Below are 26,039 nucleotides of genomic sequence, written 5' to 3'. Positions count from 1 at the left end.
GGGCCGGGTCGCCCTATACCTCGTATCATGCGCGCCCGAACCCGCCGGCTTTATTCATTCGGAATTGCTGCCCTGCTCGTGCTGGCGGCCTGCCTGCTCGCGTTCTTTGCGCTGCGGGAGAATGCGAACCTGTTCTACACACCTGAAATCCTTGCGGAAAAAGGCCTTCCCGCGCCAGAGCGAGAAGTGAAGGTCGGCGGCTGGGTAGAGCCGGGCACGCTGACCTATATCGGTGACGGCACGACCATGCGCTTCACCGTGATCGACAACAGCCCGCACACGATCACCGTGAATTTCACCGGCGTTGCGCCGGATCTGTTCCGCGAGGGCCAGGGCGTCGTTGCCACGGGCCGGTTCAGCGAGGAGGGCGAGTTCACCGCGCGGATCCTGCTGGCCAAGCATGATGAAAACTACCAGCCGCGCGAGTTGAAGCCGCTCGAGGCGGGCGGATGATCGAGGCCGGTCATTTCCTGGCCTTCCTCGCGCTCGGCCTGTCGCTGGCGCAGGGCGTGCTTGGCCTGAAGGGAGAGCGGCGGGTGGCCGGCCTGCTCGCCATCGCCGCCTTTGCCGCGATGGGGCTGTCTTTCCTGACACTGATCTACGCGTTCATGCGCTCGGACTTCTCGGTCCTGCTGGTGGCGGCAAACTCTCATACGCTGAAGCCGATGATCTACAAATTCGCCGGAACCTGGGGAAACCATGAGGGTTCGATGGCGCTCTGGTGCCTCGTCACCATCGGCTTCGGCGCCGTTGCCGCCGCGCTGATGCGCACGGGGCGGGACACGTTCGAGGCCCGCGCGCTCGGCATTCAGGGCCTGCTTGCCGTCGGCTCGCTCGCTTACCTCCTTTTTGCCTCCTCGCCCTATCTGCGGCTCGATCCCGCGCCCTTCCAGGGGTCCGGGCTGAACCCGCTGCTGCAGGATCCGGCCCTCGCGCTGCATCCGCCGATGCTGTATCTCGGCTATGTCGGCTATTCCTTTGTCTTTGCCCTTGCTGCAGCCGGCCTGATGGAAGGCCGCATCGACCGGGTCTGGGCGAAGGAGGCCCGCGTCTGGTCGCTGGCCGCCTTTGCCCCGCTCACCCTTGGCATCGCGCTTGGCTCCTACTGGGCCTATTACGAGCTTGGCTGGGGCGGATGGTGGTTCTGGGACCCGGTGGAGAACGCCTCGCTGATGCCGTGGCTCATCGGCGCAGCGCTGCTCCATTCCGTGATCGTCACCGAAAAACGCGAGAGTTTTGCGGCCTGGACCGCTCTGCTGGCGGTGCTGGCCTTCCTGTTTTCCATCCTGGGCGCCTTCCTCGTGCGCTCAGGTATCCTTACCTCCGTGCACGCTTTCGCGGTGGACCCCGAGCGCGGGACGCTGCTTCTGATCGGCCTCCTGGTCTATGGCGGCTTTGCGCTCGGCCTGTTTGCGCTGCGGGCGCCCTCCATCGCCGGCGGCAAGCCGTGGATCCTGCAGAGCCGCGAAGGCGCGCTGATGGCGAACAATATCGTCTTCATCGTCGCAACGCTCACGGTGCTCCTCGGCACGCTGTTCCCGCTGATCGCCGAGGCATTCGGGCGGACGATCTCGGTCGGCGAGCCCTATTTCAACCTCACCTTCGTACCGATCATGGTGCTGATCCTGATCGTCATGCCGATTGTGCAGGCCTGGGCCTGGGGCAAGGCGGACCTGTCGGGATGGACCCGCTGGGCGCTGATCGGCGGCGGTGTGACGGCGGCGTTCATGCTGCTCGGCTCCGGCATATTCAGCATACCGCTCGGCGCAGCCTTCGGCGTCGCGCTGGGGGGCTGGCTGGTCTTTGGCGCCATTGCTGAACTCTTCCGCCGCGCGATCACGCCGGGCCGGGTGTTCCGTTTGCCGCGCCGCGTCTGGGGCATGACGCTGGCGCATCTGGGACTTGGCCTGTTCGTCATCGGGGCAGTCGTTGAAACGAGCGGACGGAATGAGGCAACGCTCGCACTCGTACCGGGCGGCAGCGGCACGGTTGCTGGCTGGACGCTGACACTCGAGGAAGTGCGCGCCATCGAAGGGCCGAACTGGTATGCCGACAAGGCGGTGCTGACCGCGCGCCGCGGGGCATCCTCGACGACGCTGATGCCCATGAAGCGGTTCTATCCAGCCGCCATGATGCCGACGACAGAGACAGCGATCCACAAGACCCTGGCCGGCGATCTCTACACCGCGCTGGGGGAACAGCGCGAAGTGAATGGCGAGGCCCGCTGGATATTCCGGGTTTATTTCAACCCTCTGGTCGATGTGCTGTTCCTCGGCATGACGCTGGCCGGCCTCGGCGGCTTCCTTGCGCTTTGGCCGGGGCGCCGGCAGGTCAGGCCCGAGGCAACCGAAGCGTCGCCATAAGGCCGGGGCAATCCGCCGGCCCATCGCCGTCCCCGAGAATCAGCTGGCCGCCATGCATCTGCGCGACCGACTCCACCAGAGACAGGCCGAGCCCCGATCCCGGCTGGGTGCGGGCCGAATCGAGGCGGTGGAAACGCCGGGTCACGCGGGCCCGCTCGCTTTCCGGGATTCCCGGGCCGGTATCCGTGACCGTCAGGTCGATCTGTCCATCCGGGCCGCGCGCAACGACAAAACGGATATGGCCGCCTGCGGGCGTATATTTGACGGCATTGTCGAGAAGGTTGGCGATCGCCTGTGCAATCAGGTCCCTGTCGCCCAGCACCGTCAAGCCGCGGGCGATCTGGCTGCGGAAGCCGAGCGACGCTTCCTCGCAGGCGGGCTCGAACAACTCGGCCAGTTCTTCGGCTAGGCCGCTAAGATCCATGCGAACCCGTGAGCCTTCCGAGCCGGCATCGAGGCGGGCAAGGCGCAGGATGGCATTGAAAGTATCGAGGACCCGGTCGACTTCGGCGAGCGTGGTTTCGAGCGTTTCGTTTGCCGCTTCTTCCGACATCGGCTGGCTGAGGGCGAGTTCCAGCCGGTTGCGCAGGCGCGTCAGCGGCGAGCGCAGGTCGTGCGCGATGGAGTCTCCGGTATGACGCGAGGCTTCGACGAGGGTCTGGATCTGGTCGAGCATGTCATTGAGGCGCTGGGCGAGCCGGTCAAACTCGTCGCCTGTGCCGCGTACGGGCATCCGGCGGCCAAGCTCCCCGCCCATGACCGCTTCGGTGGTCTTTGCAAGTTCATCCGCCCGCCGGGCAGCGCCCCGTGAGATCAGCAGGCCGCCGGCCAGCGACAGGATCAGCCCGATCGGCACCGCAACGAAAACCGCATCCCGTATCCGGCTGACCACGAAGGTTTGCTGAGCGGCATCGAAGGCCACGAGCAGCGCGCCGCCATTGTCACGCAGGCGGACGATCCGCCCGGCCGCGAGGCGGGACACGACGGTTCCGTCCGATTGCGGCTGCGCAAAATCGAAATAAACCGTGCGCGATCCGACCTCTGGCGCCTCACCGGGGAGCTGAAAGAAATGCCCCGCGAGCTTCCGCCCCGAAGAATCCTCAAGGTAATAGAAGAAGGGCGATCCGGAGAGCGTCATCCGCTCGAACACGGCCTGGCTGAGGCGCTCCATCCCGCCCGCCGCATAGGCATTGGAGAGTTGTTCGAACTCGACCGTGATCCGGTTTTCTGATTCGGCCTGAATGTGGTAGACTGTTGAATAATATAGATAAATCAGAAGCGCGCCGGAGAAGGCTGCAATCGTCGCTGAATACAGGATCGTCAGCTTGAACGTGGTCGTCCGGATGAAGACCGGAAGGGTCTTGGCGAGCTTCTGGCGGGTTTCAGGGCTTGGCAGTAAGCGGGACAAAAAGTCAGCCAGACGCCTCCACAGCGCCGGATCCGGCAGCCATGCGGCCACGCGCGCGGGCAAGCGTAACAACGGCTTCATGTCCGGTTAGGTGCCAGCGCGGCCCCGAAACGTCAAATGCTCAGACCTGTGCCTGAAGCCGGTAGCCTGCACCCCGGACCGTCTGGAGCATCGGTTCGCCGAATTCCTTGTCGATCTTCGCCCGGAGCCGGGAGATGTGGACATCGATGACATTGGTCTGCGGGTCGAAATTATAGTCCCAGACCTTTTCGAGCAGCATCGTCCGCGTCACGACCTGGCCGGCATGGCGCATCAGGTATTCCAGCAGGCGGAATTCCCGCGGCTGAAGGTCGATCTTCTTGCCGGCGCGGGTGACCTTGCGGCTCAGGAGGTTCATTTCGAGGTCGCCGGTGCGCAGCACGGTGACGGGGCCTTCTCCGGCGGGCTGCCGGCGGCCTAGTGCCTCGACCCGCGCGGCGAGCTCAGCCGGGGCAAACGGCTTGGCGAGATAATCCTCCGCGCCGGCCTTCAGGCCCTGCACCTTGTTCTGAACATCGCTCAGCGCGGACAGGAACAGGGCCGGGGTTGTGCCGCCGGCTGCGCGGAATTCCTGCAGCAGGGTCAGGCCGTCCTTTTCCGGCAGCATCCGGTCGACGACCAGAGCGTCAAAGCTGGTTGCCCGGGCCCGCGTCAGTCCGGCCGATCCGTCATGCACGCATTCAACCGAGTGGCCGGCATCGACCAGCACCTTTTCGATGAACCGGGCCATTTCCAGATCGTCCTCGATGACGAGCACATTCAGGGCGTCCGTTTCGATTTGCGGGCTCTCGGCCATGATCGTCTCCACCACTTGTCTCCTCAACTTCAGCCTGGAAGGTCTACTGTCCGGTAATTGGTGATCTGGCCGACGCGGAGCGCCAGCAGGATCTTCTGGCGGTTGGCCGCGCGGGCCTCGACCACGACGCGGTTGAACGCCTCGACGGTCGGCACCGGCCGGCCATTCGCCTCGAGGATCACGATGCCAGCCTCAAGGCCTGCCTTTGCAAACAGGCCATCGGGGACGATTTCCATGATCGACAGGCCGGTATCACCCGCCCGCAGGCCGAGGCGTTCGCGCACTTCGGGTGTCATCGGCAACAGGCGGGCCCCGAACGGCTCAAGAAGTGTCCCGGGCGTCGTGGGTGTTTCGCCTTGCCCGCGCGGGGTTCCCGGTGCGGGCTGGAGGCCGGACGCAGCATTCGGATCATCCGGACGCTCGCCGACAACCACGTTGATGGTCTGGGTCTGGCCGTCGCGGACAATCTCGAACCGGTTCGACGTGTTGGCGACGAGCCGGCCAACAAGCCGGGTCGTGGTCGTTGCATCGGTAACCTGCTGGCCATTGACGCCGAGGATTATGTCATTCCGGCGCAGGCCCGCCCGTTCAGCCGGGCTGCCGCCTGTCACCTCAGCGATGAGGGCGCCCTTCGTGCCGGGAATGCCGAGGGCTTCTGCAAAATCCGTCGGCAGGTCGCGGATCACGACACCCAGCCAGCCGCGCGAAACACGCCCGCTCTGGATCAGCGTGTCGGTGACTTCCCGGGCGAGTTCGGCCGGGATCGCAAAGCCGATGCCCACCGAGCCACCGGTCGGCGACAGGATCTGCGAGTTCACGCCAATCACATTGCCATGAAGGTCAAAGGTCGGGCCGCCGGAATTGCCGCGATTGATGGAGGCGTCGATCTGCAGGAAATCGGTATAGGGGCTGCCGCCGCCCAGCTCGCGATTGTCGGCGGACAGGATGCCGGCGGTGGCTGTGCCGCCGAGGCCGAAGGGATTGCCGAGCGCGACGACCCAGTCGCCCTTGCGCATGTTGCGGGAATTGCCGAAGCGCACGAACGGATACTTGCCCGGCGTCTTGACGCGCAGCACGGCGAGGTCAGTCTGCTGGTCCGATCCGACCAGTTCAGCCTCGATCTCGCGCCCGTCATGCAGCACGACCTGGATCTGCGTCGCCCGGTCGATCACGTGATGGTTGGTGACGATCAGCCCGTCCTCGGAAATGAAGAAACCGGAGCCCAGCGAGCGGGCCTCGCGTGTCCGAGGCGTTTCCTGCGGGGAGCGGCGCTGGCGGAAGAACTCTTCGAGGCCAGGCATTCCCCTGAAATTCTCGAGCAGCTCCTCCATCTCGGCATTCCGGCCGATTTCCTGAGTCGAGATGACATTGACGCTCACGACCGCAGGCTCCACCCGCTCGATCAGGTCCGCAAAGCTCATCGGTGCGCCGGGGGGAGCCTGAATGGCGATCGCCTGTGCCCGGGCCTCAGGAGCAAAGAATTTCGGTGCGGCAACCACCCCGCCCATGATGACAGCGCCGACGGCGGCTGCGACCAGCGCCTGGGCTGAAACCCCGAATTTGCTCATCAAGTTCTCCAGATCACTGAAAGTACGCCAGAACTGGCGATTGGATTGAACATAGCTGCGCCACGGAACGAGTGGTCATTAAAAGACAGTTAGGTGAAAACCGCGCCTGTTAAAGCCTTCTGGCGGGCGTTGCGGCAGCGAAATTGCCGGATTTCAGGCTTCTTCCGGGGCCACCGGTTCCGGCGCCGGGCCGGATCTGCGGCGGTGGGCGAGGGCGATTCCGGCAGTGAGCCCGGCCATCAGGAGGGCAAAGGGCAGCGTCCAGAGCAAGAGGCCCGCCGGGTCCCGCGCCGCAGGCCGGAACAACACGAATTCACCATAGCGGCTGACAAACCAGGCCCGGATCTCGCTGTCGGTCGCCCCGTCTGCCACCATTTCGCGAATGCGGACCCGCATGTCTTCTGCGATCGGGGCGGTGGATTGGGAGACGGGCTCGTTCTCGCACGCGACACAGCGTACTTCCCGCATCAGCGCCTGGGCGCGCGCTTCCATCGCCGGGTCTTCCAGCGGGGTTTCTGCGGCGAGCGCGATGAGGAGGGATGCAAGCAGGGCTTTCACACTGAACCTCCTAGCAGAGGCCGGCATGGCACGGAATGACCCCGCGCCCCGCTGATCGGATTTGTCGCGCCGCGCCGGGTCGGTTAAGGCTCGGGCAATGCTTCAGATTACGCCGATTGATTCTGATCCTGCCGGCGCGCTTGCCGCTGCGGCGCCACATGCGCCCTATCTGCGCCGCTTGTCGGAGCGGGGTACGGGTACGGATTTCGGGGCAGCCCTCAAGTCGGTCGAGGGGCTGGCGCCGGATATGCCGGTGGCTGACCTCATGACGGCCCTGCGGCAGGCGAAGGCCGAGGCGCATCTCGCGCTCGCGGCCACAGACCTGTCGGGCACGCGCGACATGCCGGAGATCACCCGCTGCCTGACGGATTTTGCCGGCGCCGCGCTGGACGCCGCGCTGCGGGGCGCGCTCGCGGCGAAGGGGCTGACGGATACCGGCATCTTCATCATCGCGCTGGGCAAGATGGGGGCGTTCGAGCTCAATTATTCAAGCGATATCGATGTGGCCGCCTTTTATGAGCGCAGCCGGTTCGATGGCGGTGCGCGCGATCCGGGCGACGCGGCGCAGCGCGTCGTGCGCGAGGCTGTGCGGATCATGGAGGAAATGACCGGGCACGGATATGTTTTCCGCACGGACCTGCGCCTGCGCCCCGACCCAGGATCGACCCCCGTCGCGGTATCGGCGGAGATGGCGGACGTCTATTATGAGAGCCAAGGGCAGAACTGGGAACGCATGGTCTGGATCAAGGGCCGCGCGGCAGCGGGTGACCGGGATGCGGCGCAGGCCTTCCTTGAACGGATGGTTCCCTTCGTCTGGCGCCGCAACCTCGATTATTGGGCGATCGGCGACATCCAGGCCATCAAGCGGATGATCAACACCAAGGTCGGCACGCTCGGCGCCGCTGATCTTTCGCCTGATGTGAAACTCTCGCCGGGCGGCATTCGCGAGATTGAATTCTTTGTCCAGACCCAGCAGCTCATCCTCGGCGGGCGCGACCCCGCCCTGAGGGATCGCTCAACGCTGGGCGCGATGGCGGCGCTTGTTGAGGCCGGCGTAGTCGCGAAGCCGGTCGCGGATGATCTGACGGCAGCCTATCATGGCCTGCGCAATCTCGAGCACCGGATCCAGATGCGCCATGACGAGCAGACCCACAGGGTGCCCGCCGATCCGGCAGAGCGGGAGGCTGTCGCCAGCCTCTGCGGTTATGGAAACCTCGCCGCGTTTGACCGCGACCTGCTGGAGACACGCAAATGCGTGCAGGCGGCGTATGATGCGCTGTTTGCGCAGGAGGACCGCGTCGCCGCCAGCCACGACCTCGGCAATCTCGTCTTCACCGGGGTGGACGATGATCCGGGTACGGTCGAAACCCTGTCACGTCTCGGTTTCAGCAATGCGCCGGCCGCTATCGACACGATCCGCAACTGGCACCGGGGCCGCGTGCCCGCGACGCGGACAGGCCGGGGCCGGGAGCTGTTGACTGCCCTGTTGCCGGGGATGCTGAAAGCGATGGGCGCAACCGGCGAGCCGGATGAGGCCTTCCTCTGGTTCTCGCGCTTCTTCGAGGGATTGTCCTCCGGCGTGCAGACCCTGTCGATGCTGCTCGCGAAACCGGACCTTCTGGATGACCTCGTCTCGACGCTGGCACTTGCCCCGCGCCTTGCCCGCATCCTTGCGCGCCGGCCGGACCTCTTGGAATCCCTGGTCAGCAATGCAAGCCCGCGCGCGCCGGATGTTTCCGCTTGCGCAACCTTTGATGCGGCGATGGATGCATGGCGCCGGTATCACCGGGAACAGAGTTTCCTGATCGGTCACCGCCTGCTGCACGGCCTTCTGCCCACGGATGAAGCGGCTGCGGCATGGACTGCGCTTGCGGATGAGGCGATTTGCAACATGGCCGCTGCGGCGGTTGCGGAAACGACGCGCCGGAACGGCGCCGTGCCCGGACGGTGGGCGATTTTCGCCATGGGGAAACTCGGCGGGATGGAGCTGACGGCGGGCTCAGACCTCGACATCATCCTGATCTATGATGCGCAGGCGGACGATGCGCAGACATGGTTCACGCGCCTCACGCAGCGGCTCATCACGGCGCTGACGGCGCCGACGGCCGAGGGCGAGCTTTATGAAGTCGACATGCGCCTGCGTCCTTCCGGACGGGCGGGCCCGGTGGCCGTCAGCCTGCCGGCCTTCCGGCATTACCAGTTCGAGGAGGCCTGGACCTGGGAGCATATGGCGCTGACCCGGCTGCGGCCTGTGGCCGGCGATGAAAGCCTCGGGCGCGATGTGATGGCGATTGCGGCAGAGGCGATCTGCGCCCGCGCGCGCAGTGAAAGGAGGAAATCCATCCCGCGCGATATCGCCGATATGCGCCGCACGCTTTACCGGGAAAAGCCGGGTCAGGGACTCTGGGACCTGAAAACAGCCGAGGGCGGACTGATCGATATCGAGTTCATGGTGCAGAAGGAAATGCTGCTCCGTGCCCGGCCTGACCTGATCCGTGCCGGGACGGCGCTTGCCCTGTCCGGGCTTGCAGATGCCGATGAAAGCACCGCGCCTGAGGAGACCGAGGACTGGTGCTACTTGCGCGCCGCGCTCAATCTTCTTTCCTCGCTGCAGCAGATACAGCGCCTTGCGCTCGGCGATGGCGATGCTTCGCTCGCGAATATCCCTGAGGGCCTGAAAAACCGCTTCTGCCGCGCCGCCGGGGAAGATGAAGGGTTTGAGGCGCTGGCGGCCCGGCTCGCCGAGGTAAAATCCCGTGTTCATGCCCTCGCAGCGGAAAAACTTCAGCTGACAGCGACGGAAACCTGACGCCTCCCCGTTCCATACGCGCTGGGAGACGAAACAGGAGACCAGACATGAAAAGATCCACACTGGCCGCTGCAGGTCTTGCTGCCCTCGCGCTGGCGATGCCGATGGTTGCTCAGGCTGAACTTGGCCCTCGCGGCCCCGGCCCGCACGGACATATCTTCAAGCATCTCGACACTGATGGCGATGGCCAGGTGACGCGTGCAGAAGCCGAAGCCGCGATTGCGGCGCAGTTCGCCAAGATCGACACCAATTCCGATGGCTTCGTGACCCGGGACGAGTTGCGCGCCCACCGTGAAGCGCAGCGCGCTGAAATGCAGTCCCGCCGGGCAGACCGCGCAAACCGGCCAGACCGCCCGCAACGGGCTGAACGCACCGAGCGCCGCCAGGCCGATCCGGAACGCCGCGAAGCCCGCCGGGAACAGATGGCCGAACGCGCAGCCGAGCGCTGGGCCGCAATCGACACTGATGACGATGGCCGGCTGAGCCTCGCCGAGTTCACCGCTGCGCGGATCAAGGGTTTCGAGCGTCTTGATGCCAACAATGATGGCGTCGTGACAGCTGCAGAGGCTGCTGCCGCGCGGGAACAGATGCGGGAGCGTCGTGGCCAATGGCGCGGCAAGACGTCTCCGGAATAGCGCTCCTCCCCGAGGCGGGCCGGAAGGCTGGGGCGGTGATCGCGACAATCCTGCGATTCCCCCTCGGGATTCCGGCCCGGACTCGGCTAGAACCCTGCCCGTGGCGTTTACATCCGACCTTGATCAGATCACGCGCGCCGCAGCGGGGGAGCCCGCTGCGATCCGCGCGCTTGTTCATCGCTACAGCCCCGGCGTGCTCACCCTGGCGAGCCGGATGCTGGGCGACCTGGCAGAGGCAGAAGACGTGACCCAGGAAACATTCATCCGCGCCTGGAAGGCGCTGCCTGGCTGGGAGCCGCGTGCGAAATTCTCGACCTGGCTGCACCGGGTCGCGCTGAACCTCTGCTATGACCGGCTGCGGCGGCGCCGCGAAGTCCTGCCCGGGGATGCGCTCCCCGATCTGGCGGATGCTTCTGCCGGACCGATGGAAGCGCTCGACCAGATGCAGCGTGTGCGCTCGGTCGAGGCGGCGATCGCCCGCCTGCCTGAGCGCCAGTCAGCCGCCTTGACCTTGTGCGCGTTGCAGGGACACTCGCAGGCAGAAGCCGCAGAAATCATGGACATCAGTGTGGAAGCCCTTGAAAGCCTTCTGGCCCGCGCCCGGCGGACCCTGAAGGCAGAGCTTCTCGGCGAAGGAGGCCAGAGATGACAGCTCAGATCACGGAAGCACGGCTGCTCGAGCTGATCGAGTGCTGGGGGGCGGATACGCTCTCCTGGCCGGAAGCGGAACGGGCTTCGGCAGAGGCGCTTCTTGCCGCACATCCGGACCGCTTTGCCAACGCTCTTGCGGCCGCCCGGGCGCTGGATGCCGCGTTCGATGCGCTGCCAGAGGCTGTGCCCTCTGCCGCCCTCACAGAGGCGATCCTCGCTGCTGCGCCGCGGCCTCGCCGGAAAGCGGCACGCGGATGGCTTGGCCTGAAAACGCCCTGGGCGCCGGCGAGCGGTTTCGCCGCTGCGGTTGCGGGCCTCATGATGGGGCTGACGATGGCGCCGGCCGCGAGCGCCGCAGACGAAATCGACACCGAAGTGCAGGAACTTGTGATCTCGGCGCTCGGCTTTGATGTGTCTGCTTTTGCTCTGGAGGCTGACGAATGAGTGCGATGCCCAGATGGGTGCTGCCGGCCGGGCTTGCTGCTTCGCTGCTGCTGAACCTTGCCCTTGGCGGGTTTATAGCCGGCGCACACTTGCGCCCTGATGGTCCGCCGCCGCCGAAAGCCGGCGAAGATCGCCCGATGGGTGAGCGGCCTGCCGAGTTACCGGAACTCTCCCGCGAAGACCGGCGCGAAGTACGCATGCTGATGCGTGCGGCATTCGAGACGGCGGAGGCTGAGCTCGAAGCGCGCCGGGCTGCAGAGCGGCGGCTGGCGGAGGTTATTGGGTCGCAGCCGTTCGACCGGCAGGCTGCCGATGACGCTTTCGATGCGCTTCGGGCCGCGGATGAACGCCTTCGCCAGCGCATTGGCGCGGGCCTGATCGATGGGCTCGATGCGTTGAATGCCGACCAGCGCGCCTGGGTGGCGCATATCCTGGCCGATCGCCGCGATGGTCACCGGGGCCGCCGGGGCGGAGAGAATGGACGTTCACCGCCGCGCGAGAAGCCGGCCGACTGAGCCTCAGGCTTTCGATTTGTGCGCCAGCCGGGCGGCATTCGCCTCCCAGTTCTGGCCATCGAAAGGTACCACAGTGACGTTCAGCTCCATCCAGTCATCAAGGCACCGCCAGGTGACGGCAAAGCCATCGGGATTAGAACGCGGGACATAGAAACTCTTGATCCCGCAGGTCCGGCAGAACCGATGTTTCGCATTGCCAGTGTTGAAGGTGTATTCGGACAGATTATCCGCCCCCTGAAGAAGCCGGAACCGGCTGGCGGGCACGATGACGTGGATGTTCCCGCTCATCGCACACATGGTGCAATTGCAATCTTCCACATCGAAAGCCTCCGGCAGCTGCACCTCAAAGCGCACGGCGCCGCAATGGCAGCCACCAGCATACCAGCGCATAGCTATCCCACCCAGACCGGCGGTTTCTTCATGGCCCATGGCGCGGCGCGCTCCAGCTGTCCTGCCAGCGAAATCAGCAGGTCCTCGCGGCCATAGCGCGCGCCGAACATCATGCCAATGGGCAGGCCCGACGGCGCCGTCGGCGTCGGCCCGGTCCAGTGCAGCGGCAGGGAGATGGCGGGATTGCCCATCTGGTTGAACACAGCGCAATGCGGGGCAAAGCCTGCGACTGCCGCGCCCATCGCCTGCGGTTCTGCCGTCAGCGCCATCGTGCCCAGCGGGTCCGGCGCGCGGTGAAGGGTCGGGGAGAGCGTCAGGTCGAAGCTGCCGGCATCCAGGAACTGTTCGTAGCAGATTGCCGCCGTGATGAAGGCATTGTTGGCGCGCGCCAGCTCCACCATCGGCACCGTCCGTCCGAGATTGGCCATCGAGGCGGTGATTGGCTCGATCTCGTCTTCCGTCACTGCGCGGCCCAGCGCAGCACTGCGTTCATCAATCATCGCGGCGATATTGGCAGAGATCGTGAAGAGCGCGGCTCGGCCCAGGGCTTCTCCGTCCAGCATTGGACCGGCCTCCACCACGACATGGCCAAGGCTTTCCAGCAGCTTCACCGTCCTGGCGAGGCCTTCGGCGGCATCGGCGTCCGGCTTCGTGCCGTTGGGCGCCGTCGTCCAGAGCGCGATGCGCAAGGGGCGCGGGTCGCGGTCAAGCTCGGAAAGATAAGGCCGGGTCACGGCAGGCGCGGCATAGCGGCTTCCTGTTTCCGGCCCGTGGGTCAGGTCCAGCATCGCGGCGGTGTCGCGCACAGTGCGGCTGACAACGCCCACAGTTGAGAGCCCGTTCCAGCCTTCGGTCCGCGCCGGGCCCATCGGCATCCGCCCGCGCGATGGCTTCAGCCCCACCACGCCGCAACACGCTGCCGGAATGCGTATCGAGCCGCCGCCATCGCTCGCATGGGCCACCGGCACCACGCCTGCCGCCACCGCCGCAGCCGCCCCGCCGGAGGAGCCGCCAGTGATCCGCGTGACATCCCAGGGGTTCTTCGTCTGGCCGTAGAGGATCGACTCGGTCGTCAGCGTCAGGCCGAATTCGGGGGAGGTTGTGGCGCCGAAGAACACGGTGCCGGCCTTGCGGAATCGCTCGACCAGCGTCGAATCCCGCTGCGCGACATTGTCCCTGAAGGCGCGGCTGCCATTGGTCATCGGCGCGCCTTTCACTTCCACCCCAAGGTCTTTCACCGGGAAGGGCACGCCTGCATAGGGGCCGGTCAGGCCCCCCGCCGCAATCTGCGCCCGGGCAAGTTCCGGATAGAGCGCAGAGAAACAGTTGATCTGCGCCTGCGCGGCCTTTGCGCGCCGCAGCGCCTCTTCAAGCAGCTCACCTGCCGAGACTTTCCCATCGCGGACAAGCCCCGCAAGGCCGAGCCCGTCCTCAGCGGAATAATCTGTTGCCAGTGTCAAAGTCGCCTCCCCAGACTGGTGCGGCGTCAGTCGCCGTCATCGTCGGCGAGTTTGGCATCCATTTCCTCATCCGACCAGCCGAAGTGATGGCCGAGTTCATGGATGAACACATGAGTCACAAGGTCTTCCAACGTTGTGTCGCCCCGCATCGCCCATTCGAACAGGATGGGCATACGGTAGAGAAAGATGATCGGGCGTTCGGCGGAGGGGTTGGTCACGCTCTCCAGCGTCAGCGGGACACCGGCATAGAGCCCCGTCAGGTCCAGCGCATCGTCAATGTCCATCTCGTCGAGGATTTCATCCTCGGCATATTCCATGACGATGATGTGGACGTCGCCGGCCGCCTTGCGCATGAAATCCGGCAGCAGCGCGAAGCATTTCTCCGCGCACGCATAGAGCGCCTCCCCGTCCGGCGCGACGATCCCGAGGGCGCTCATGCCAGCGTGACGGCGGTGCCGGAGACGGCGACGAGCATCATCGAGCCGCCCTGGCCGATGACGCTGTAGTCGAACTTGACGGCCACGACCGCGTCGGCGCCAAGCTTGCGGGCCTGCGTAGTCATCTCCTGCAGGGCGCTGTCGCGCGTCTCGCGCAACGTGCTTTCATAGGCTTCAGAGCGTCCGCCGACGAGATTGGTGAAACCGGCGAGAATATCCTTGCCGATATGCGCGCCAACGACGACCTCGCCGCAGACGATGCCCTTGTATTCGCGAATATCGCGGCCCTGAAGCGTGGGAGTGGTCGAGAGGATCATGACCTCTGTTGTCCAAGACTACTCCGCCGCCGTCAATGCCGGATCGTCCTTGCCGAGGAGGAGCTCCAGCATCCGGATCGCGCTGTCGGCGATGACCGTGCCCGGCGGGAAGATCGCCGCCGCGCCGGCGGTGCGCAGGGCATCGAAATCCTGCGGCGGGATCACGCCGCCCACGATGATCTGCGTGTTCACCGCGCCTTCATTGCCGAGCGCGCGTTTCAGCTCCGGCACCAGCGTCAGATGCCCCGCCGCCAGCGAGGAGGCCGCGACAATATCCACGCCCGCCTTGCGGGCATCGCGCGCGGCTTCTTCCGGCGTCTGGAACAGCGGGCCGATCTCGACCTCCCAGCCAAGGTCCATCAGCGCGGAAGCGACGACTTTCTGGCCACGGTCATGCCCGTCCTGGCCCATCTTGGCGATGTAGATCTTCGGCTTGCGGCCATGTTTCGCCGTGTAGGCGGCGGCGAGTGCCTCGGCCTCGCTCGCTTTGTTCGTACCTTTCACGCCGCTGCCATAGACGCCCTGGATCGAGCGGATGACCGCCTGGTGGCGCCCCTGGCTGCGCTCGACCGCTTCGGAGATTTCGCCCACGGTGGCCTTGGCGCGCGCCGCATCAACGGCGAGGGCGAGCAGGTTGCCCTTCGTGCCGGCGGCGGCTTCGGCGATGGCGTCGAGCTTGGCGGCGACTTCGGCCTCATTCCGTTCGGCTTTCAGGCGGGCAAGTTTCTCCAGCTGCATCCGGCGCACGGCGGCATTGTCGACCTTCAGCACAGGGACTTCTTCTTCTTCGTCCAGCAGGAATTTGTTGACGCCGACCACAGTCTGCGCACCGCTGTCGATGCGGGCCTGCGTGTTGGCGGCGGCTTCCTCGATGCGCAGCTTCGGCAGGCCTTCCTCGATGGCTTTCGCCATTCCACCCATCGCTTCGACTTCCTCGATATGTTTCAGCGCCTTGGCGGCAAGGTCATGCGTCAGGCGCTCGACATAATAGCTGCCGCCGAAAAGGTCGATGGACTGGCAGGCGCCGGCTTCCTGTTGCAACAGGATCTGCGTGTTGCGCGCGATGCGGGCGGAAAAGTCCGTCGGCAGGGCGAGGGCTTCATCAAAGCTGTTGGTGTGCAGGGATTGAGTTTGCCCGCCTGCCGCCGCGATGGCTTCGAGGCAGGTGCGGATGACGTTATTGTAGACGTCCTGGGCGGTCAGGCTCCAGCCGGAGGTTTGTGAATGGGTCCGCAGGCTGAGGGATTTGTCAGACTTCGGATCGAATTTTTCCTTTACGAGCTTCGCCCAGAGTAGGCGCGCGGCCCGCATCTTGGCGACTTCCATGAAGGTGTTCATGCCGATCGCCCAGAAGAAGGACAGGCGCGGCGCAAACTTGTCGACATCGAGGCCAGCGGCGACACCTGCGCGGATATATTCGATGCCGTCGGCGAGGGTGTAGGCGAGTTCAAGGTCCGCCGTCGCGCCAGCTTCCTGCATATGATAGCCGGAGATCGAGATAGAATTGTATTTCGGCATGTTCTCGGACGTGTAGGCGAAAATATCCGAGATGATCCGCATCGAAGGCTTGGGCGGATAGATGTAGGTGTTCCGTACCATGAACTCCTTGAGGATGTCGTTCTGGATCGTGCCGGCCAGCTTGTCCGGCGTAACGCCCTGTTCCTCGGCGGCCGCGATGTAGAGCGCGAGGATCGGCAGCACAGCGCCGTTCATCGTCATCGACACCGACATCTGGTCGAGCGGAATGCCGGAGAACAGCGTGCGCATGTCGAGAATGGAGTCGATGGCGACTCCCGCCATGCCGACATCGCCGAATACGCGGGGATGATCAGAATCATAGCCCCGGTGCGTTGCCAGATCGAAGGCGACCGAGAGACCCTTCTGCCCGGCGGCGAGGTTGCGGCGATAGAAGGCGTTGGAATCCTCAGCCGTCGAAAAGCCCGCATACTGACGGATCGTCCAGGGCTGGTTGGTATACATCGTCGGGTAAGGGCCCCGGCCGAACGGCGTGAGGCCAGGATAGTCGTCGAGGAAGTCGAGACCAGCGCGGTCCGCCGCGGTGAAGGCCGTTTTTACCTCAATGCCTTCGGGCGTGAGCCAGGGGTCACCGAGCTTCGGCGCAACAACCCGGGCCTTCGGGGCGCCGAGTTCGTGCTTCGTAAAATCGGGGAATTTGGTCACAGGCGTTCTCCCGGCGGCGTAAACATGTCTTTGTAGGGTGCAGTGAGCGAAGCGAAGTGCACCAAATCCCGGTGAAGGCTCGAGTGCGGCCAGTCTTCTGCACGGCTCGTATATCCATGCTTCACGGGGTTCTCGTAAGTGTAGCCGATGTGCGCCTCGAAATCCTCGTTGTTTCGGATAAGGTGCTCCCAGAATCTTCGTTGCCAGATGGTTTTCTCACCTCGCCGGGCGCGCGATCCGGATGTTGCCACCCGTCCAGTGATGGCTCTGGAAAAAAATGACTTCAGAAGCATCCAGCGCTTCGAGAAGTCGCTGTCGCCTTCGGGCAGTGTCCATACGCAGTGGATATGGTCCGGCAGTATACAGATGGCATCGGTCCGGAAAGGATGGCGGCTCTGAACATAGGAATAGGCCGCCCGCAGCTTCGAAATCTCGCTGACAAGCAAGTCGCTTTTGCGATCTTCGAGGTTGACCGTAAAGAAGTATGTTCCGCCATCGGAATAGAGGCGCCGGTATTCAGGCATAGATGCCTCCCGTGGTCTTGTGGTGCACCTCGCTGCGCTCGCTGCACCCTACAATGGCGCGCAATGCGTAGGGTGTAGCGAGCGCAGCGAGGTGTACCATCTCACCCCACCCCCAGTTCAGCGTGGGCAAGGCGCAATGCGTGCAGCACGTCGCAGCCTGCAAAAATGTTCGTGTCGACGCCGGGCGTTTCAGCTTTCCCGGCAAGCCAGACGGCCTGTGCCCCGGCCTTTTTCAGGGCTTCGGCGGCATCGGCGGCGCCTGCTTCATAGGCCTTGTCCGTGCCGCAGATGACGGCAAGGCGGCAGCCGGATGCCTTGAAGGCGGCCGCCAGTTCTGCGGCATCCCTTGGCGGCACGGGCGCCTCCTTCGCGGCAATGCCGCCGGCGGCGAGCAGGTTGCGCGCAAAGTCAGCCCGCGGTGTAAATTCGGCGAGCGCGCCCAGCGTAGCGATGAAGGCCGCTGGCGGCTTCGGCGCGCGGGCGGCGGCGTCGCGTAGCGCTTCAAACTCGGCTGCGAGGCGAATAGGGGTGAGCGGTTCTGCCGCCGCGTCGGCGCCCGAGGGCAGGGCGGTTTTTACGAAATGCCTGAGGCCGGCATCCGACACACCGCTGCGCGGGGCGGGTGGATCGATCTCGGCAACCGGCGCGGCAATCTCGTCCAGCAGCGGGTATTCCGAAACGCCGGTCAGCGGAATCTTGCGGCGGGCAATATCCTTGGCGCGCGCCTCGCGCACGGCGGCAACGCGCTTCTGGAATGTGCCGGAGAGGAGCGAGGCGGCGTATCCGCCCTCGCTCTCGATTGTCTGGAATTCCGCCCAGGCGGCCTTGGCAAGGTCGTCCGCCAGAGTTTCTGTGAACCACGCCCCGCCTGTGGGATCTGCCACGCGGCCTAGCTGGCTTTCTTCCATCGCGATGATCTGCGTGTTGCGGGCAATGCGCCGGCCGAGTTCTTCGGGCAGACCGAGCGCTTCGTTGAAGGCCCGGACGGTGAGGATGTCGGCGCCGCCAACGGCGCCAGCAAAGGCCGCTGCTGTATTCCGCAGCATATTCGTCCACGGATCATATTTCGTCAGCATACGCGCCGACGTGATGGCCTGCAGGCGCATCGGGGCAGGGGCAATATCCAGGATCTCGAGGCAGCGCGCCCAGAGCCGCCGCGCTGCGCGCAGCTTGGCGATGCCCACGCCGTAATTTGCGTCCAGCGCAAGCGCGAAACTCATCCGGCCGGTGAGCGTTTCAAGGCTGGTCTTTCCGTTCAACTGGCGGAACGTGTCCATCGCCGAGGCCATCAGCGCGCCGAGTTCCTGCGCCTCCGAACCGCCCGCCTCATGCACTGCCGAAGCATCAATGCGGATCAGGCCGGCGGCGGGAAAGGCTTCTCCCAATGCATTCACCGCCGCTGCAAGGCGTTCGAAGGCTGCGTTCAGCCCGCCGGACAGGCGGCCCATGCGGACGAGCGCCCCCAGAGGGTCCATGTTGAAATCGATTTTCAGGGCGCCGGGATTGTCCTGCTCTGTGGCCCAGAGGCCGAGCAGGGCGGAGGCAGTCACGCCGGAGGCATTTTCATGGCTGAGCGCGATCCCGGCGATATCAGCCCGGACGCCGGCCAGCGCCGTGCGGAAATCTTCAAGCGCCGTGATCTGTACGCCGGACTGGCCGGTGCAATCCAGCGCCAGTTCAACGGACGCCACGCCGCGTTCAAGGTCGCGCAGGATCTCGGCATTGGTCTGTGCGGCCGAGGGATGCGTGAATGCCTGGCGGATATCCCAAGGCAGCCACTTATCCGGCGCTGCAGTTGCGCCGCGCAGGAAGGGCGCCTCGCCGGGCACGCCCAGCGGGTCGGCTGCCGCGGCAAAATCCGTCTCGCGGTACAGCGCGCGGATGCCGACGCCATCGGCGGTCCTGCGGGTGAGCGTATCGGCACCCTTGCCCTTCAGGGCTTTTTCGACCTCGCGCAGCCAGGCTGCTTCGGTCGCCTCGGGAAATCCGGAACTCAGGGAAAGAATATCATCGGCCATGTTCTGGTTTTACGGCGATCCGCCCGGATTTGTGAACTGCTTCCTCAGCGGCAGAAGTGCGGCCATTAGTGCATGGCTGAATTGTCATGGGCAGAAGACTTGACCCGCGGACCGAATTTATGCGAGTGAGAATTAGTCGCAACTGGAGATCCGACGGTGCCTGCATCAAGGTCTGCTGCCCAACCCCTCGCCGTTTCCCCTCCGGCTGACGAGGGGCAAGTCTCAGAACCGCAAGGGCTTCTGAAGGATCTCTGGCTCGACCGCCTGATCGCTGAAGGCGATCCGGGCGACACGATTTCCCTGCTGCACCGGCAGGCGGCCTGGCGGGGCCTCCTGTCCGGCGCCGATCCGGCCTCCCACTGATAGGCGCGTGCAGAGCCAGCCGGCCCGGCTTTCGTCGCTGCGAAACAGGGTCTGGCACACGGGCAGTTCCCCTTCCGGCCCGGGCTTTCCAAGTGCAGCAGGGAAATTCAACTGCTGAGCGTTGTTTTTGAGCAGGGGAAGTATTCTTCGGGCGAATACAGCATACTTCTTTGGAATTTGCGGCTCACTTTCCAGTTGTTCTTAAACCTGTTTTCTGTAACCGATTCTTGCAAGCGCACGGATGTTGCGTGCCGGGAGGGAACAGGAAAACATGCCGGATTCGACCCTTTGGTCGGGCCCTTCGGTTGAATCCGGGGCCCGGTTCGATGCAATCGTTGTTGGCTCCGGCGCTGCCGGCGGCGTGGCTGCTGCAGATCTCTGCCAGGCTGGCCTCAATGTGCTTGTGCTGGAAGCTGGCTTTCCCGCGCAGCGCCGCCTCAATCCTGTCACAACGGGCCTGTCGGGCCTCGCCCGGGTGCTGGATGCAGTGGGCGCTGAACGCCGCCTGCCGCCTCTGCTGGCACGGGCCGGCGAGAAGGGCTTCCGGCTGCTCGGACGCGCGCGCCAGCCTGTGCAGTCCCGCTGTTTTGCCTGGGCGATGGCGCCCGGCGCATTCGTGGATGACCGGGATTGCAGCTATACCGCTGAAGAAGGCACCGAATTTTACTGGTTCCGCTCCCGCCAGCCGGGCGGGCGGATGATGGTTCCCGGCCATGGCCGGCAGTATTACCGGCTCTCCGGCATGGCGCAGGGGGGGCAGTCATCTGGTGAGGTCCAATGGCCCGTTAGCCTCAATGATCTTGATCCGTGGTATGCGCGCGTGGAAGCCAGGCTGAAGCTGAAAGGCGGCGTCACGGGCGGGCAGCGGGCCGACCGGTCCGAGCTGGCGGAACATCTCCAGCCGGCTGAGGCGGAAGCCGAGATCATTGATCTGCTCAGGGCGCGCTGGCCGGAGGCGGAGCCTGCCATCGGCAATTACGCGGCGCCCTATGACTGGCTCGGCCTTGCCGGCTCGACCGGGCGGCTGACCTGCCAGGCAGGCGCTGTGGTGCGCCGGGTGCTGCGGACACCGCGCGGCGGGGTGGCGGGCGTCGAATGGTTTGATGCCGCGACCGGCAATATCTGCACGGCCATTGCGCCCATCGTGTTCCTGTGTGCATCGGCAATTGAGAGCACAAGGATCCTGCTGGCCTCGCGCCCGAAACACGGGGGCAGCACGACCGGGACGGGCTCTCCGGCCCTTGGCGCCTACCTGATGGACCACGCCGTAATGAGCGGCACCGGATATGTGCCCAGCCCGATGGGCCGGAGTGCCGGGCCCGAAGAGCCCGGCCGGTGCATCTTCCTGCCGCCGCATCCGTCGATCGATACCCGCATGGGCTTCCAGATCCATCTCCACCCACGGGCCGATGGCGGCGCGCGGGTGGACATTGTCTCCTTCGCCGAAATGCTCCCGGATGACTCAAACCGCGTGACGATCGATCGCGGCCGGAAGGACCGGTATGGCGTACCCCAGGCGGTCATCCGGTTCCGCCATTCGATCGCTCAGCATGACCTTGCACAGCGCCAGGCCGAGACGATCCGCCAGATCGCGGATGGGCTGGGCCTCACCGGCGTGTCGATCAACACGGCGCTTTCACCCGGCGGCACGAGCATTCATGAATGCGGCACGGCCCGCATGGGCACCGACCCGGAGACGTCCGTTCTCGACCCCGATAACCAATGCTGGGATATGAAAGGCCTGTATGTGACGGACGCAGCGGCGTTCCCGCGCCAGCACGTTCACAACCCGACCCTGACGATCATGGCGCTGACGGCGCGGGCTGCAGCCCATGCGGCTGCTCGGCGGACAAACCTTTCGGATATTGCCGCCTGACAAACCGGATCAGGACTGCCTTCAGGCGGCGAGTTTCCTCGCAACCATCTGCATCAGCGGCGCCGGATACTTCAGGCCCAGATTGATGATGCACGTCCGGTCAAGGATATCGAGTGTGCGGGCGCACATGTCCGGCGTGTAGGTGATCTCTCGCTTGGCCCAGGACCACGGGTTCATTTTCGGATGGAAGGTCCGCTTCGCCATCAGCGGTTCCCAGTTCGTGTAGACATGTTTCGAGCTGTCGCGGAGCCGGTTGAACACGCCGCGCTGCCCCGTGAGTGCGATGGCTTTTTCCTTTGTGGGCGCGAGGACCGACAGGCTGACGGCATGCGCCAGGTCATTGTGCGGTGTCACCCGGAAGTCTTTCGCGGTGTCGAGGATCCCGGCGAGCTCAGCCCGGCGCTTCTGCATCTGGCGCATCACCGGCTTCAGCTTGCGCAGCTGTACCCGGAGCATCGCGCCCTGGATTTCAGTGACTTTCATGTTCATGCCGATGAATTCCGGCTCATTCATCCGGTCGCCATGACCGCGGATCATGGAGCCGAGATCATGATAGCTGCGCGCGCGGATATAGTAGCGTTCGTCATTGGTGATGACGGCGCCGCCCTCTCCGATGTTCACATTCTTGAACTTGTTGAAGCTGAACGCGCCAAGATCGCCGATCGCGCCGCAATACTTGTCCTTGTAGCGCACGCCCACGGCCTGGCAGGCATCCTCGATCACGATCAGCCCGTGCTCCTTCGCGATCGACAGGATCGCATCCATGTCGCAGGGCGCATTGACCATGTGGACCGGGATGATTGCGCGCGTGTACGGCGTGATCTTGCGGCGGATGTCTTCCGGGTCGATCGTCAGCGTTTCGTCGATGTCCACGAGGATCGGAACCGCGCCGACCTGCACCGGGGCAACAGCGGTGGACATCCAGGTGTAGGCCGGGACGAGGACTTCATCGCCGGGACCGATCCCGGCTGCGGCCAGCGCCGCGACGAGGGCATTCGTGCCGGAGTTAACCGTCAGGGCGTGGCCGGCGCCGATATAGTCACAGAGCTCTTCTTCGAACCGGGCGGTGAAGTTCGCGCCTGTGCCGTAACGGATCATCTGCCCGTCCGCGATGGCCTGGCCGACAGCCATCCATTCCCTGATACCGACTGAAGGCACGCTAAACCCCTGTTTCAAATCGTGTCTGGCAGGCGGCTGCCAGCTTGTTCAGAGGATCATATATGCCAGTCCCGCGCCAGTTTGCGAGGCCTTGCGGAAAAGGGGCCTCGCGGCGGCGCTCAGGCTTTCACGAGCCCGATTTCCCGAAGCCGTTCCATCAGGAAGTCTTGAGCTGAGATTTTCGGCTCGGCCATTCCGCCTTCAGCGAGACATCCGGGCAGGGCCTCAATCTCGAAATCCTGATTGAAATGAAGGAAGAAGGGCGTCGAATAGCGAGGAAATCGCGCACGCTCCGGTGCCGGATTGACAACGCGGTGCGTGGTGGAGGGCAGCACACCGCCGGTATAGCGCTGCAGCATATCCCCGCAATTGATCACCAGCGCGCCCGGCGGCGGATTGACGGCCAGCCAGGTTCCGGACCGGTGCAGCACTTCGAGGCCGGCCTCCTCGGCGCCGAGCAGCAGGGTGATCACATTGATGTCTTCATGCGCGCCGGCGCGGACGGACCCTTCCGCTGGCGGGTCCATCTGAGGCGGATAGTGAAGCAGGCGCAGGATCGAATTGCCGAACTGCACCTTGTCTTCAAACCAGTTTTCCTCGAGCTTGAGGTGAAGGGCCACGCTCCGCAGCAGGTCCCGGCCGAACAGGTCCAGCGCTTCATAGAGCGCCCTTGTGGCTCGGTCGAAATCTGCAACTTCTGCAACAGAAGGCGTGTCCTTCATCGTCTCCCGGTAGCGCGAGTCCGGCGGCAGCGTCCGGCCTGTATGCCAGAACTCTTTCAGGTCTGCCTGAGCTTTGCCTTTGGCATTCTCGGTCGCAAACGGCGTGTAGCCGCGCTGCCGGCCGCCGGGGGCATCGTGATAGGTTTCCTTTACGGAAGCGGGCAGCGCGAAAAACGCTTTGGTTGCCGCAAGGTTCTCATCGATCACGGTCTGCGGGACAGGATGGCCGGTGATCACCGCAAATCCGGTTTCACGGAACGAACGGCCGATTGCAGCGGCAAATGCGGCCTTGTCCTGATGCCAGAGGGGGTAGGGGATGGGGTCGAAATACTGGGTCATACAGAGCTTTTTGCCAGAGACATCCGGCGCGCGATAGAGGACGTGCTGACACGGGGCAGGGGCCGGCGGATGCAGTGTTCACGGCCCTGATGCTTAAGGAAATATCAAAGCCGCCATGCGAGGATTGTGAGGTTGACATCCAGGAGGGAGCCTCTCCCGAAATGACCCCCATCGCCGCCGGCCAGCCGAGTGTGCGCGCGGTGCCGCGGCGTGTGCGCCTCGGCCCGGCGGATGTCGCGCTGTACCTGTGGCGCGCCAAATGGCTGATGGCGGTCGTGTTTCTGCCGCTGTTTGCCTGCGGGATACTGGCCGCCATGGCCCTGCCAGTGCGCCATGAAGCGCAGGTGCATCTTGTTGCAGCGCCTGTTGACGCGGCCGGGCGAAGTCTGACCGTTCAATCCGAACTGGACCTGCTGCGCAGCGCGCCGGTGGTGGCCAGAGCCGTTTCCGAGGTCGGACCCTTGCGGCTCTACCCCGCGCTGGCGCAAGGCTGCGGCGATCCGGACTGCGAGCCCCACATGGTTCGCGCTGCGCAGCGCGCGCTCAAGCTGCCGCAAGCGCAAGCCAGCGGCATCTTGCGCATCTCGTTCATCCATACCGACCCGGAAGTCGCCGCCGCCTTTCTTAAGGCCTTGTTCGACGCCTACGGCGCCCTTCGCCCAGGTCTCGTCCAGCCGCCTCTGCCTGCGGGTCTCGGCGCTTCCTATGCGCGCCTCGAGGGGGAGCTTGCCGAAGCTGAGGCGGCCCTTAGAGATTTTCGCGGGCAGACGGATGCGGCCCTGCCCGAGGATGATGAGACACTGAGGCACCTTTCGGCGGAAGTCAGGGCCGCAATCCTTAGGAACAGTGCGCGCCTCACCGAGGTTCAGGGCCAGTTGTCCGTGCATCAGCGGCAAATCCGGAGCATAGCGCCGGAACAGGACCTGTTCATTGAGGATGCCGCCGGTCAGCGCCTGCAGGAACTGCATCTGGAGCGGGAGCGCTGGCGCGCGCGGGTTTCCCCAGACCACCCTGCGCTTATCGATCTCGACCGTCAGATCGAGCGGGCCGAAGCCGCGCGCGAGAGCAGCAGCTGGCCGGAAGGGCTGCGCCGGCGGGGCGCAAATCCCCTGTATCAGGAACTGCAGGGCGCGATCCTGCGCCTTGAGGCTGAAGCCGCCGCCCTCGTGCGCCAGCAGACGGAGCTCGCAGAGCAACTCGCGGTGATCGAAGCGCGCCGGAATGGAAACGAGGCCGTGCCGCAAGAGCTTGCGGCCCTTGTCCGACAGAGGGATGTTGCCGCCCGCGCCCTGGCAGCGCTCGCCGATCGTGATGCGGACCTGCGCGTCAGGGCGCAGCTTGAGGCGGCCAGCGGCGCGCCGCTTAGCCGGCTGGAGCCTGTTGCCGTCATGAGAAAGGGGGAAACCCTGCGGATTGCGGTGGCTCTGGGATCGGTCCTCGCCGCGCTGTTCGCTGCGCTCGCAGCTGGATGGGGCTATGCCCGGTCGCGGCGGGGCTTTGCCACGCCCTCCGCGCTCGAGCGCACCCTCGGCTTGCCCGTGCTCGCCAGCGCGCCGGCCCGGCCAGTTCGGACCCGTCCGGATGCATGACCTTCGCCCGCATCTGACCAGCCTGATCGCTGCCGGTGTTTTCCAGCCCCGTGGCGCCGGGGCGCCGATCATCCAGTTCATGGCGGCGCGCCGGGGGGAAGGCACCAGCAGCGTCGCAGCTTCTGCCGCGCTGCTTGCGTGCGAATCCTCAGCGCGGCCCGTCTGGCTGATCGATGCGGATTTTACCGGCAACGCTGTCTACAATGCTTTCGCAGAGGGACGGCTCTCTGGCATCGGGCGCCCGGGCCGGCCACTGGATGCGTCGCTGGGCACGCCGCAGATTTACCGCCTGGCGGGCGGGGCAGAGACGCCCGGTTCAGGTAAGCTGCTGACCTTGCATCAGATCGGAGAGACCCGCCTGTTCGTCACCCGCTTCCGGACGGAGCGGCTGGCGCCCGGCCAGTCCGTTCACTTTACCGATGCGCCGGACTGGTGGCAGGCGGTTCGCAGGATTGCGGGGTGCGTTGTGATTGATTGTCCGGCCTTTTCGGATGCCTCCCTCGCCTTGAGGCTCGCAGCCGTTGCGGACGGGGCCGTGCTGGTCGTGGGGGCGGATGCTACCCCGGCCGCCGAGGTTGCGGCGCTGGCCTCGGCCTATCAGGCAGCCGGCGGGCAGGTCCTGGGGACAGTGCTTAACCGGTCGGCCATGCGGCGCTAGTGAGGCCTGCCCGCATAGCGACTGCTCAGCCCGACCGGCGGATCAGCGGCAAATCGGGCTTGCCCCGGGCGGCGCCGATCTGTAGGGGTTCGGTCGCCGGAGAGGTGGCCGAGTGGCTGAAGGCGCGCCCCTGCTAAGGGCGTATGGGGGCAACTCCATCGAGGGTTCGAATCCCTTCCTCTCCGCCACTTGCCCTCGCTAAAGCGTTCTCCCGATCCGGC

The 26,039-nt window shown here is 65.1% G+C and carries 24 protein-coding genes and 1 tRNA gene; 12 read left to right on the top strand and 13 right to left on the bottom strand.

Going from position 1 to position 26,039, the window contains the following annotated elements; translation table 11 throughout:
• The first annotated feature begins 27 nt into the window (after nt 1-27).
• Together ACK4SV_RS09720 and ACK4SV_RS09715 are read left to right on the top strand one after the other, a co-directional pair.
• Nucleotides 28-453 (top strand): cytochrome c maturation protein CcmE, encoded by a 426-nt coding sequence (locus tag ACK4SV_RS09720; protein WP_409917630.1) that lies wholly within the window; start codon nt 28-30, stop codon nt 451-453.
• Nucleotides 450-2,363 carry a heme lyase CcmF/NrfE family subunit gene (locus tag ACK4SV_RS09715; protein ID WP_409917629.1) on the top strand — a complete coding sequence of 638 codons (1,914 nt, stop codon included), beginning with the start codon at nt 450-452 and terminating at the stop codon, nt 2,361-2,363. The genes ACK4SV_RS09720 and ACK4SV_RS09715 overlap by 4 nt, the downstream gene beginning before the upstream one ends.
• Here ACK4SV_RS09715 and ACK4SV_RS09710 read toward each other — a convergent pair.
• The 4 genes from ACK4SV_RS09710 to ACK4SV_RS09695 all read right to left on the bottom strand — a co-directional run bounded on the left by ACK4SV_RS09710 (nt 2,332) and on the right by ACK4SV_RS09695 (nt 6,732).
• On the bottom strand, nt 2,332-3,771 hold the full coding sequence (locus ACK4SV_RS09710; RefSeq protein ID WP_409917628.1) for a sensor histidine kinase: 1,440 nt from the start codon (nt 3,769-3,771) through the stop codon (nt 2,332-2,334). The genes ACK4SV_RS09715 and ACK4SV_RS09710 overlap by 32 nt on opposite strands.
• 121 nt (nt 3,772-3,892) lie before the next feature.
• Complete coding sequence (locus ACK4SV_RS09705; protein ID WP_409917686.1) at nt 3,893-4,573, bottom strand: response regulator transcription factor; 681 nt, start codon at nt 4,571-4,573, stop codon at nt 3,893-3,895.
• A 62-nt stretch (nt 4,574-4,635) separates the two neighbouring features.
• Nucleotides 4,636-6,174 (bottom strand): Do family serine endopeptidase, encoded by a 1,539-nt coding sequence (locus ACK4SV_RS09700; protein ID WP_409917627.1) that lies wholly within the window; start codon nt 6,172-6,174, stop codon nt 4,636-4,638.
• A 153-nt stretch (nt 6,175-6,327) separates the two neighbouring features.
• On the bottom strand, nt 6,328-6,732 hold the full coding sequence (locus tag ACK4SV_RS09695; RefSeq protein WP_409917626.1) for a cytochrome c-type biogenesis protein CcmH: 405 nt from the start codon (nt 6,730-6,732) through the stop codon (nt 6,328-6,330).
• A 97-nt stretch (nt 6,733-6,829) separates the two neighbouring features.
• On the opposite strand from ACK4SV_RS09695, the gene ACK4SV_RS09690 reads away from it, so the two are divergent.
• The 5 genes from ACK4SV_RS09690 (at nt 6,830) to ACK4SV_RS09670 (ending at nt 11,786) form a co-directional block, all read left to right on the top strand.
• Nucleotides 6,830-9,541 (top strand): bifunctional [glutamine synthetase] adenylyltransferase/[glutamine synthetase]-adenylyl-L-tyrosine phosphorylase, encoded by a 2,712-nt coding sequence (locus tag ACK4SV_RS09690; protein WP_409917625.1) that lies wholly within the window; start codon nt 6,830-6,832, stop codon nt 9,539-9,541.
• Between the two features lie 47 nt (nt 9,542-9,588).
• Complete coding sequence (locus ACK4SV_RS09685; protein ID WP_409917624.1) at nt 9,589-10,176, top strand: EF-hand domain-containing protein; 588 nt, start codon at nt 9,589-9,591, stop codon at nt 10,174-10,176.
• Nucleotides 10,177-10,276: 100 nt separating this feature from the next.
• Nucleotides 10,277-10,825 carry an RNA polymerase sigma factor gene (locus tag ACK4SV_RS09680; protein ID WP_409917623.1) on the top strand — a complete coding sequence of 183 codons (549 nt, stop codon included), beginning with the start codon at nt 10,277-10,279 and terminating at the stop codon, nt 10,823-10,825.
• Nucleotides 10,822-11,271, top strand: a complete 450-nt coding sequence (locus ACK4SV_RS09675) for a hypothetical protein (protein ID WP_409917622.1) — start codon at nt 10,822-10,824, stop codon at nt 11,269-11,271. The genes ACK4SV_RS09680 and ACK4SV_RS09675 overlap by 4 nt, the downstream gene beginning before the upstream one ends.
• Nucleotides 11,268-11,786 (top strand): periplasmic heavy metal sensor, encoded by a 519-nt coding sequence (locus ACK4SV_RS09670; protein WP_409917621.1) that lies wholly within the window; start codon nt 11,268-11,270, stop codon nt 11,784-11,786. The genes ACK4SV_RS09675 and ACK4SV_RS09670 overlap by 4 nt, the downstream gene beginning before the upstream one ends.
• A gap of 3 nt (nt 11,787-11,789) precedes the next feature.
• On the opposite strand, the gene ACK4SV_RS09665 is transcribed toward ACK4SV_RS09670, so the two are convergent.
• The 7 genes from ACK4SV_RS09665 to ACK4SV_RS09635 form a co-directional block, all read right to left on the bottom strand.
• A complete protein-coding gene (locus tag ACK4SV_RS09665) occupies nt 11,790-12,176 on the bottom strand; it encodes a GFA family protein (RefSeq protein ID WP_409917620.1) in 387 nt (128 codons plus the stop codon).
• Between the two features lie 2 nt (nt 12,177-12,178).
• The gene (locus ACK4SV_RS09660) at nt 12,179-13,636 is read right to left on the bottom strand and encodes an amidase (protein WP_409917619.1); all 1,458 of its coding nucleotides are present in this window, start codon (nt 13,634-13,636) and stop codon (nt 12,179-12,181) included.
• 26 nt (nt 13,637-13,662) lie between these two features.
• Complete coding sequence (locus ACK4SV_RS09655; protein WP_409917618.1) at nt 13,663-14,073, bottom strand: metallopeptidase family protein; 411 nt, start codon at nt 14,071-14,073, stop codon at nt 13,663-13,665.
• A complete protein-coding gene (locus ACK4SV_RS09650; RefSeq protein WP_409917617.1) occupies nt 14,070-14,390 on the bottom strand; it encodes a YbjQ family protein in 321 nt (106 codons plus the stop codon). The genes ACK4SV_RS09655 and ACK4SV_RS09650 overlap by 4 nt, the downstream gene beginning before the upstream one ends.
• Nucleotides 14,391-14,408: 18 nt before the next feature.
• Nucleotides 14,409-16,571: a methylmalonyl-CoA mutase gene (scpA, locus tag ACK4SV_RS09645; RefSeq protein WP_409917616.1), complete on the bottom strand. Its 2,163-nt coding sequence runs from the start codon at nt 16,569-16,571 to the stop codon at nt 14,409-14,411.
• Nucleotides 16,568-17,095 carry an REP-associated tyrosine transposase gene (locus ACK4SV_RS09640; protein ID WP_409917615.1) on the bottom strand — a complete coding sequence of 176 codons (528 nt, stop codon included), beginning with the start codon at nt 17,093-17,095 and terminating at the stop codon, nt 16,568-16,570. Before ACK4SV_RS09640 ends, scpA begins: the two co-directional genes overlap by 4 nt.
• A 101-nt stretch (nt 17,096-17,196) precedes the next feature.
• A complete protein-coding gene (locus tag ACK4SV_RS09635) occupies nt 17,197-19,113 on the bottom strand; it encodes a methylmalonyl-CoA mutase family protein (protein WP_409917614.1) in 1,917 nt (638 codons plus the stop codon).
• Nucleotides 19,114-19,269: 156 nt separating this feature from the next.
• On the opposite strand from ACK4SV_RS09635, the gene ACK4SV_RS09630 reads away from it, so the two are divergent.
• Both ACK4SV_RS09630 and ACK4SV_RS09625 read left to right on the top strand, forming a co-directional pair.
• Entirely contained in the window at nt 19,270-19,476 is a 207-nt protein-coding gene (locus ACK4SV_RS09630) for a hypothetical protein (protein ID WP_409917613.1), read from the top strand.
• Between the two features lie 271 nt (nt 19,477-19,747).
• Entirely contained in the window at nt 19,748-21,352 is a 1,605-nt protein-coding gene (locus tag ACK4SV_RS09625; RefSeq protein ID WP_409917612.1) for a GMC oxidoreductase, read from the top strand.
• Between the two features lie 21 nt (nt 21,353-21,373).
• Here ACK4SV_RS09625 and ACK4SV_RS09620 read toward each other — a convergent pair whose 3' ends face one another.
• Nucleotides 21,374-22,483, bottom strand: coding sequence for a DegT/DnrJ/EryC1/StrS family aminotransferase (locus ACK4SV_RS09620; RefSeq protein WP_409917611.1), 1,110 nt, complete (start codon nt 22,481-22,483; stop codon nt 21,374-21,376).
• A gap of 146 nt (nt 22,484-22,629) precedes the next feature.
• Nucleotides 22,630-23,571 (bottom strand): isopenicillin N synthase family dioxygenase, encoded by a 942-nt coding sequence (locus ACK4SV_RS09615; RefSeq protein WP_409917610.1) that lies wholly within the window; start codon nt 23,569-23,571, stop codon nt 22,630-22,632.
• A 161-nt stretch (nt 23,572-23,732) separates the two neighbouring features.
• Here ACK4SV_RS09615 and ACK4SV_RS09610 point away from each other — a divergent pair, with 161 nt between their 5' ends.
• The 3 genes from ACK4SV_RS09610 to ACK4SV_RS09600 all read left to right on the top strand — a co-directional run bounded on the left by ACK4SV_RS09610 (nt 23,733) and on the right by ACK4SV_RS09600 (nt 26,006).
• Nucleotides 23,733-25,160 (top strand): hypothetical protein, encoded by a 1,428-nt coding sequence (locus ACK4SV_RS09610; RefSeq protein ID WP_409917609.1) that lies wholly within the window; start codon nt 23,733-23,735, stop codon nt 25,158-25,160.
• Nucleotides 25,153-25,818 (top strand): hypothetical protein, encoded by a 666-nt coding sequence (locus ACK4SV_RS09605; protein WP_409917608.1) that lies wholly within the window; start codon nt 25,153-25,155, stop codon nt 25,816-25,818. Before ACK4SV_RS09610 ends, ACK4SV_RS09605 begins: the two co-directional genes overlap by 8 nt.
• Before the next feature lie 98 nt (nt 25,819-25,916).
• A tRNA-Ser gene (locus tag ACK4SV_RS09600) sits at nt 25,917-26,006 on the top strand.
• The last annotated feature ends 33 nt before the right edge of the window (nt 26,007-26,039 follow it).

The sequence above is a fragment of the Hyphomonas sp. genome (assembly GCF_046313735.1).
Lineage (GTDB): Bacteria > Pseudomonadota > Alphaproteobacteria > Caulobacterales > Hyphomonadaceae > Hyphomonas.
This window is presented reverse-complemented; position numbering and strand designations above follow the sequence as displayed.

Excerpts from the sequence above, each read along its gene's own strand:
- ACK4SV_RS09635 (WP_409917614.1), bottom strand. The coding sequence starts at position 19,113 with ATGGCCGATGATATTCTTTCCCTGAGTTCCGGATTTCCCGAGGCGACC.
- ACK4SV_RS09605 (WP_409917608.1), top strand. The coding sequence starts at position 25,153 with ATGCATGACCTTCGCCCGCATCTGACCAGCCTGATCGCTGCCGGTGTT.
- ACK4SV_RS09665 (WP_409917620.1), bottom strand. The coding sequence starts at position 12,176 with ATGCGCTGGTATGCTGGTGGCTGCCATTGCGGCGCCGTGCGCTTTGAG.
- ACK4SV_RS09650 (WP_409917617.1), bottom strand. The coding sequence starts at position 14,390 with ATGATCCTCTCGACCACTCCCACGCTTCAGGGCCGCGATATTCGCGAA.
- ACK4SV_RS09720 (WP_409917630.1), top strand. The coding sequence starts at position 28 with ATGCGCGCCCGAACCCGCCGGCTTTATTCATTCGGAATTGCTGCCCTG.
- ACK4SV_RS09690 (WP_409917625.1), top strand. The coding sequence starts at position 6,830 with ATGCTTCAGATTACGCCGATTGATTCTGATCCTGCCGGCGCGCTTGCC.
- ACK4SV_RS09620 (WP_409917611.1), bottom strand. The coding sequence starts at position 22,483 with ATGGCTGTCGGCCAGGCCATCGCGGACGGGCAGATGATCCGTTACGGC.
- ACK4SV_RS09640 (WP_409917615.1), bottom strand. The coding sequence starts at position 17,095 with ATGCCTGAATACCGGCGCCTCTATTCCGATGGCGGAACATACTTCTTT.
- ACK4SV_RS09700 (WP_409917627.1), bottom strand. The coding sequence starts at position 6,174 with ATGAGCAAATTCGGGGTTTCAGCCCAGGCGCTGGTCGCAGCCGCCGTC.
- ACK4SV_RS09655 (WP_409917618.1), bottom strand. The coding sequence starts at position 14,073 with ATGAGCGCCCTCGGGATCGTCGCGCCGGACGGGGAGGCGCTCTATGCG.
- ACK4SV_RS09625 (WP_409917612.1), top strand. The coding sequence starts at position 19,748 with ATGCCGGATTCGACCCTTTGGTCGGGCCCTTCGGTTGAATCCGGGGCC.
- ACK4SV_RS09610 (WP_409917609.1), top strand. The coding sequence starts at position 23,733 with ATGACCCCCATCGCCGCCGGCCAGCCGAGTGTGCGCGCGGTGCCGCGG.
- ACK4SV_RS09685 (WP_409917624.1), top strand. The coding sequence starts at position 9,589 with ATGAAAAGATCCACACTGGCCGCTGCAGGTCTTGCTGCCCTCGCGCTG.
- ACK4SV_RS09715 (WP_409917629.1), top strand. The coding sequence starts at position 450 with ATGATCGAGGCCGGTCATTTCCTGGCCTTCCTCGCGCTCGGCCTGTCG.
- ACK4SV_RS09670 (WP_409917621.1), top strand. The coding sequence starts at position 11,268 with ATGAGTGCGATGCCCAGATGGGTGCTGCCGGCCGGGCTTGCTGCTTCG.
- ACK4SV_RS09615 (WP_409917610.1), bottom strand. The coding sequence starts at position 23,571 with ATGACCCAGTATTTCGACCCCATCCCCTACCCCCTCTGGCATCAGGAC.
- ACK4SV_RS09675 (WP_409917622.1), top strand. The coding sequence starts at position 10,822 with ATGACAGCTCAGATCACGGAAGCACGGCTGCTCGAGCTGATCGAGTGC.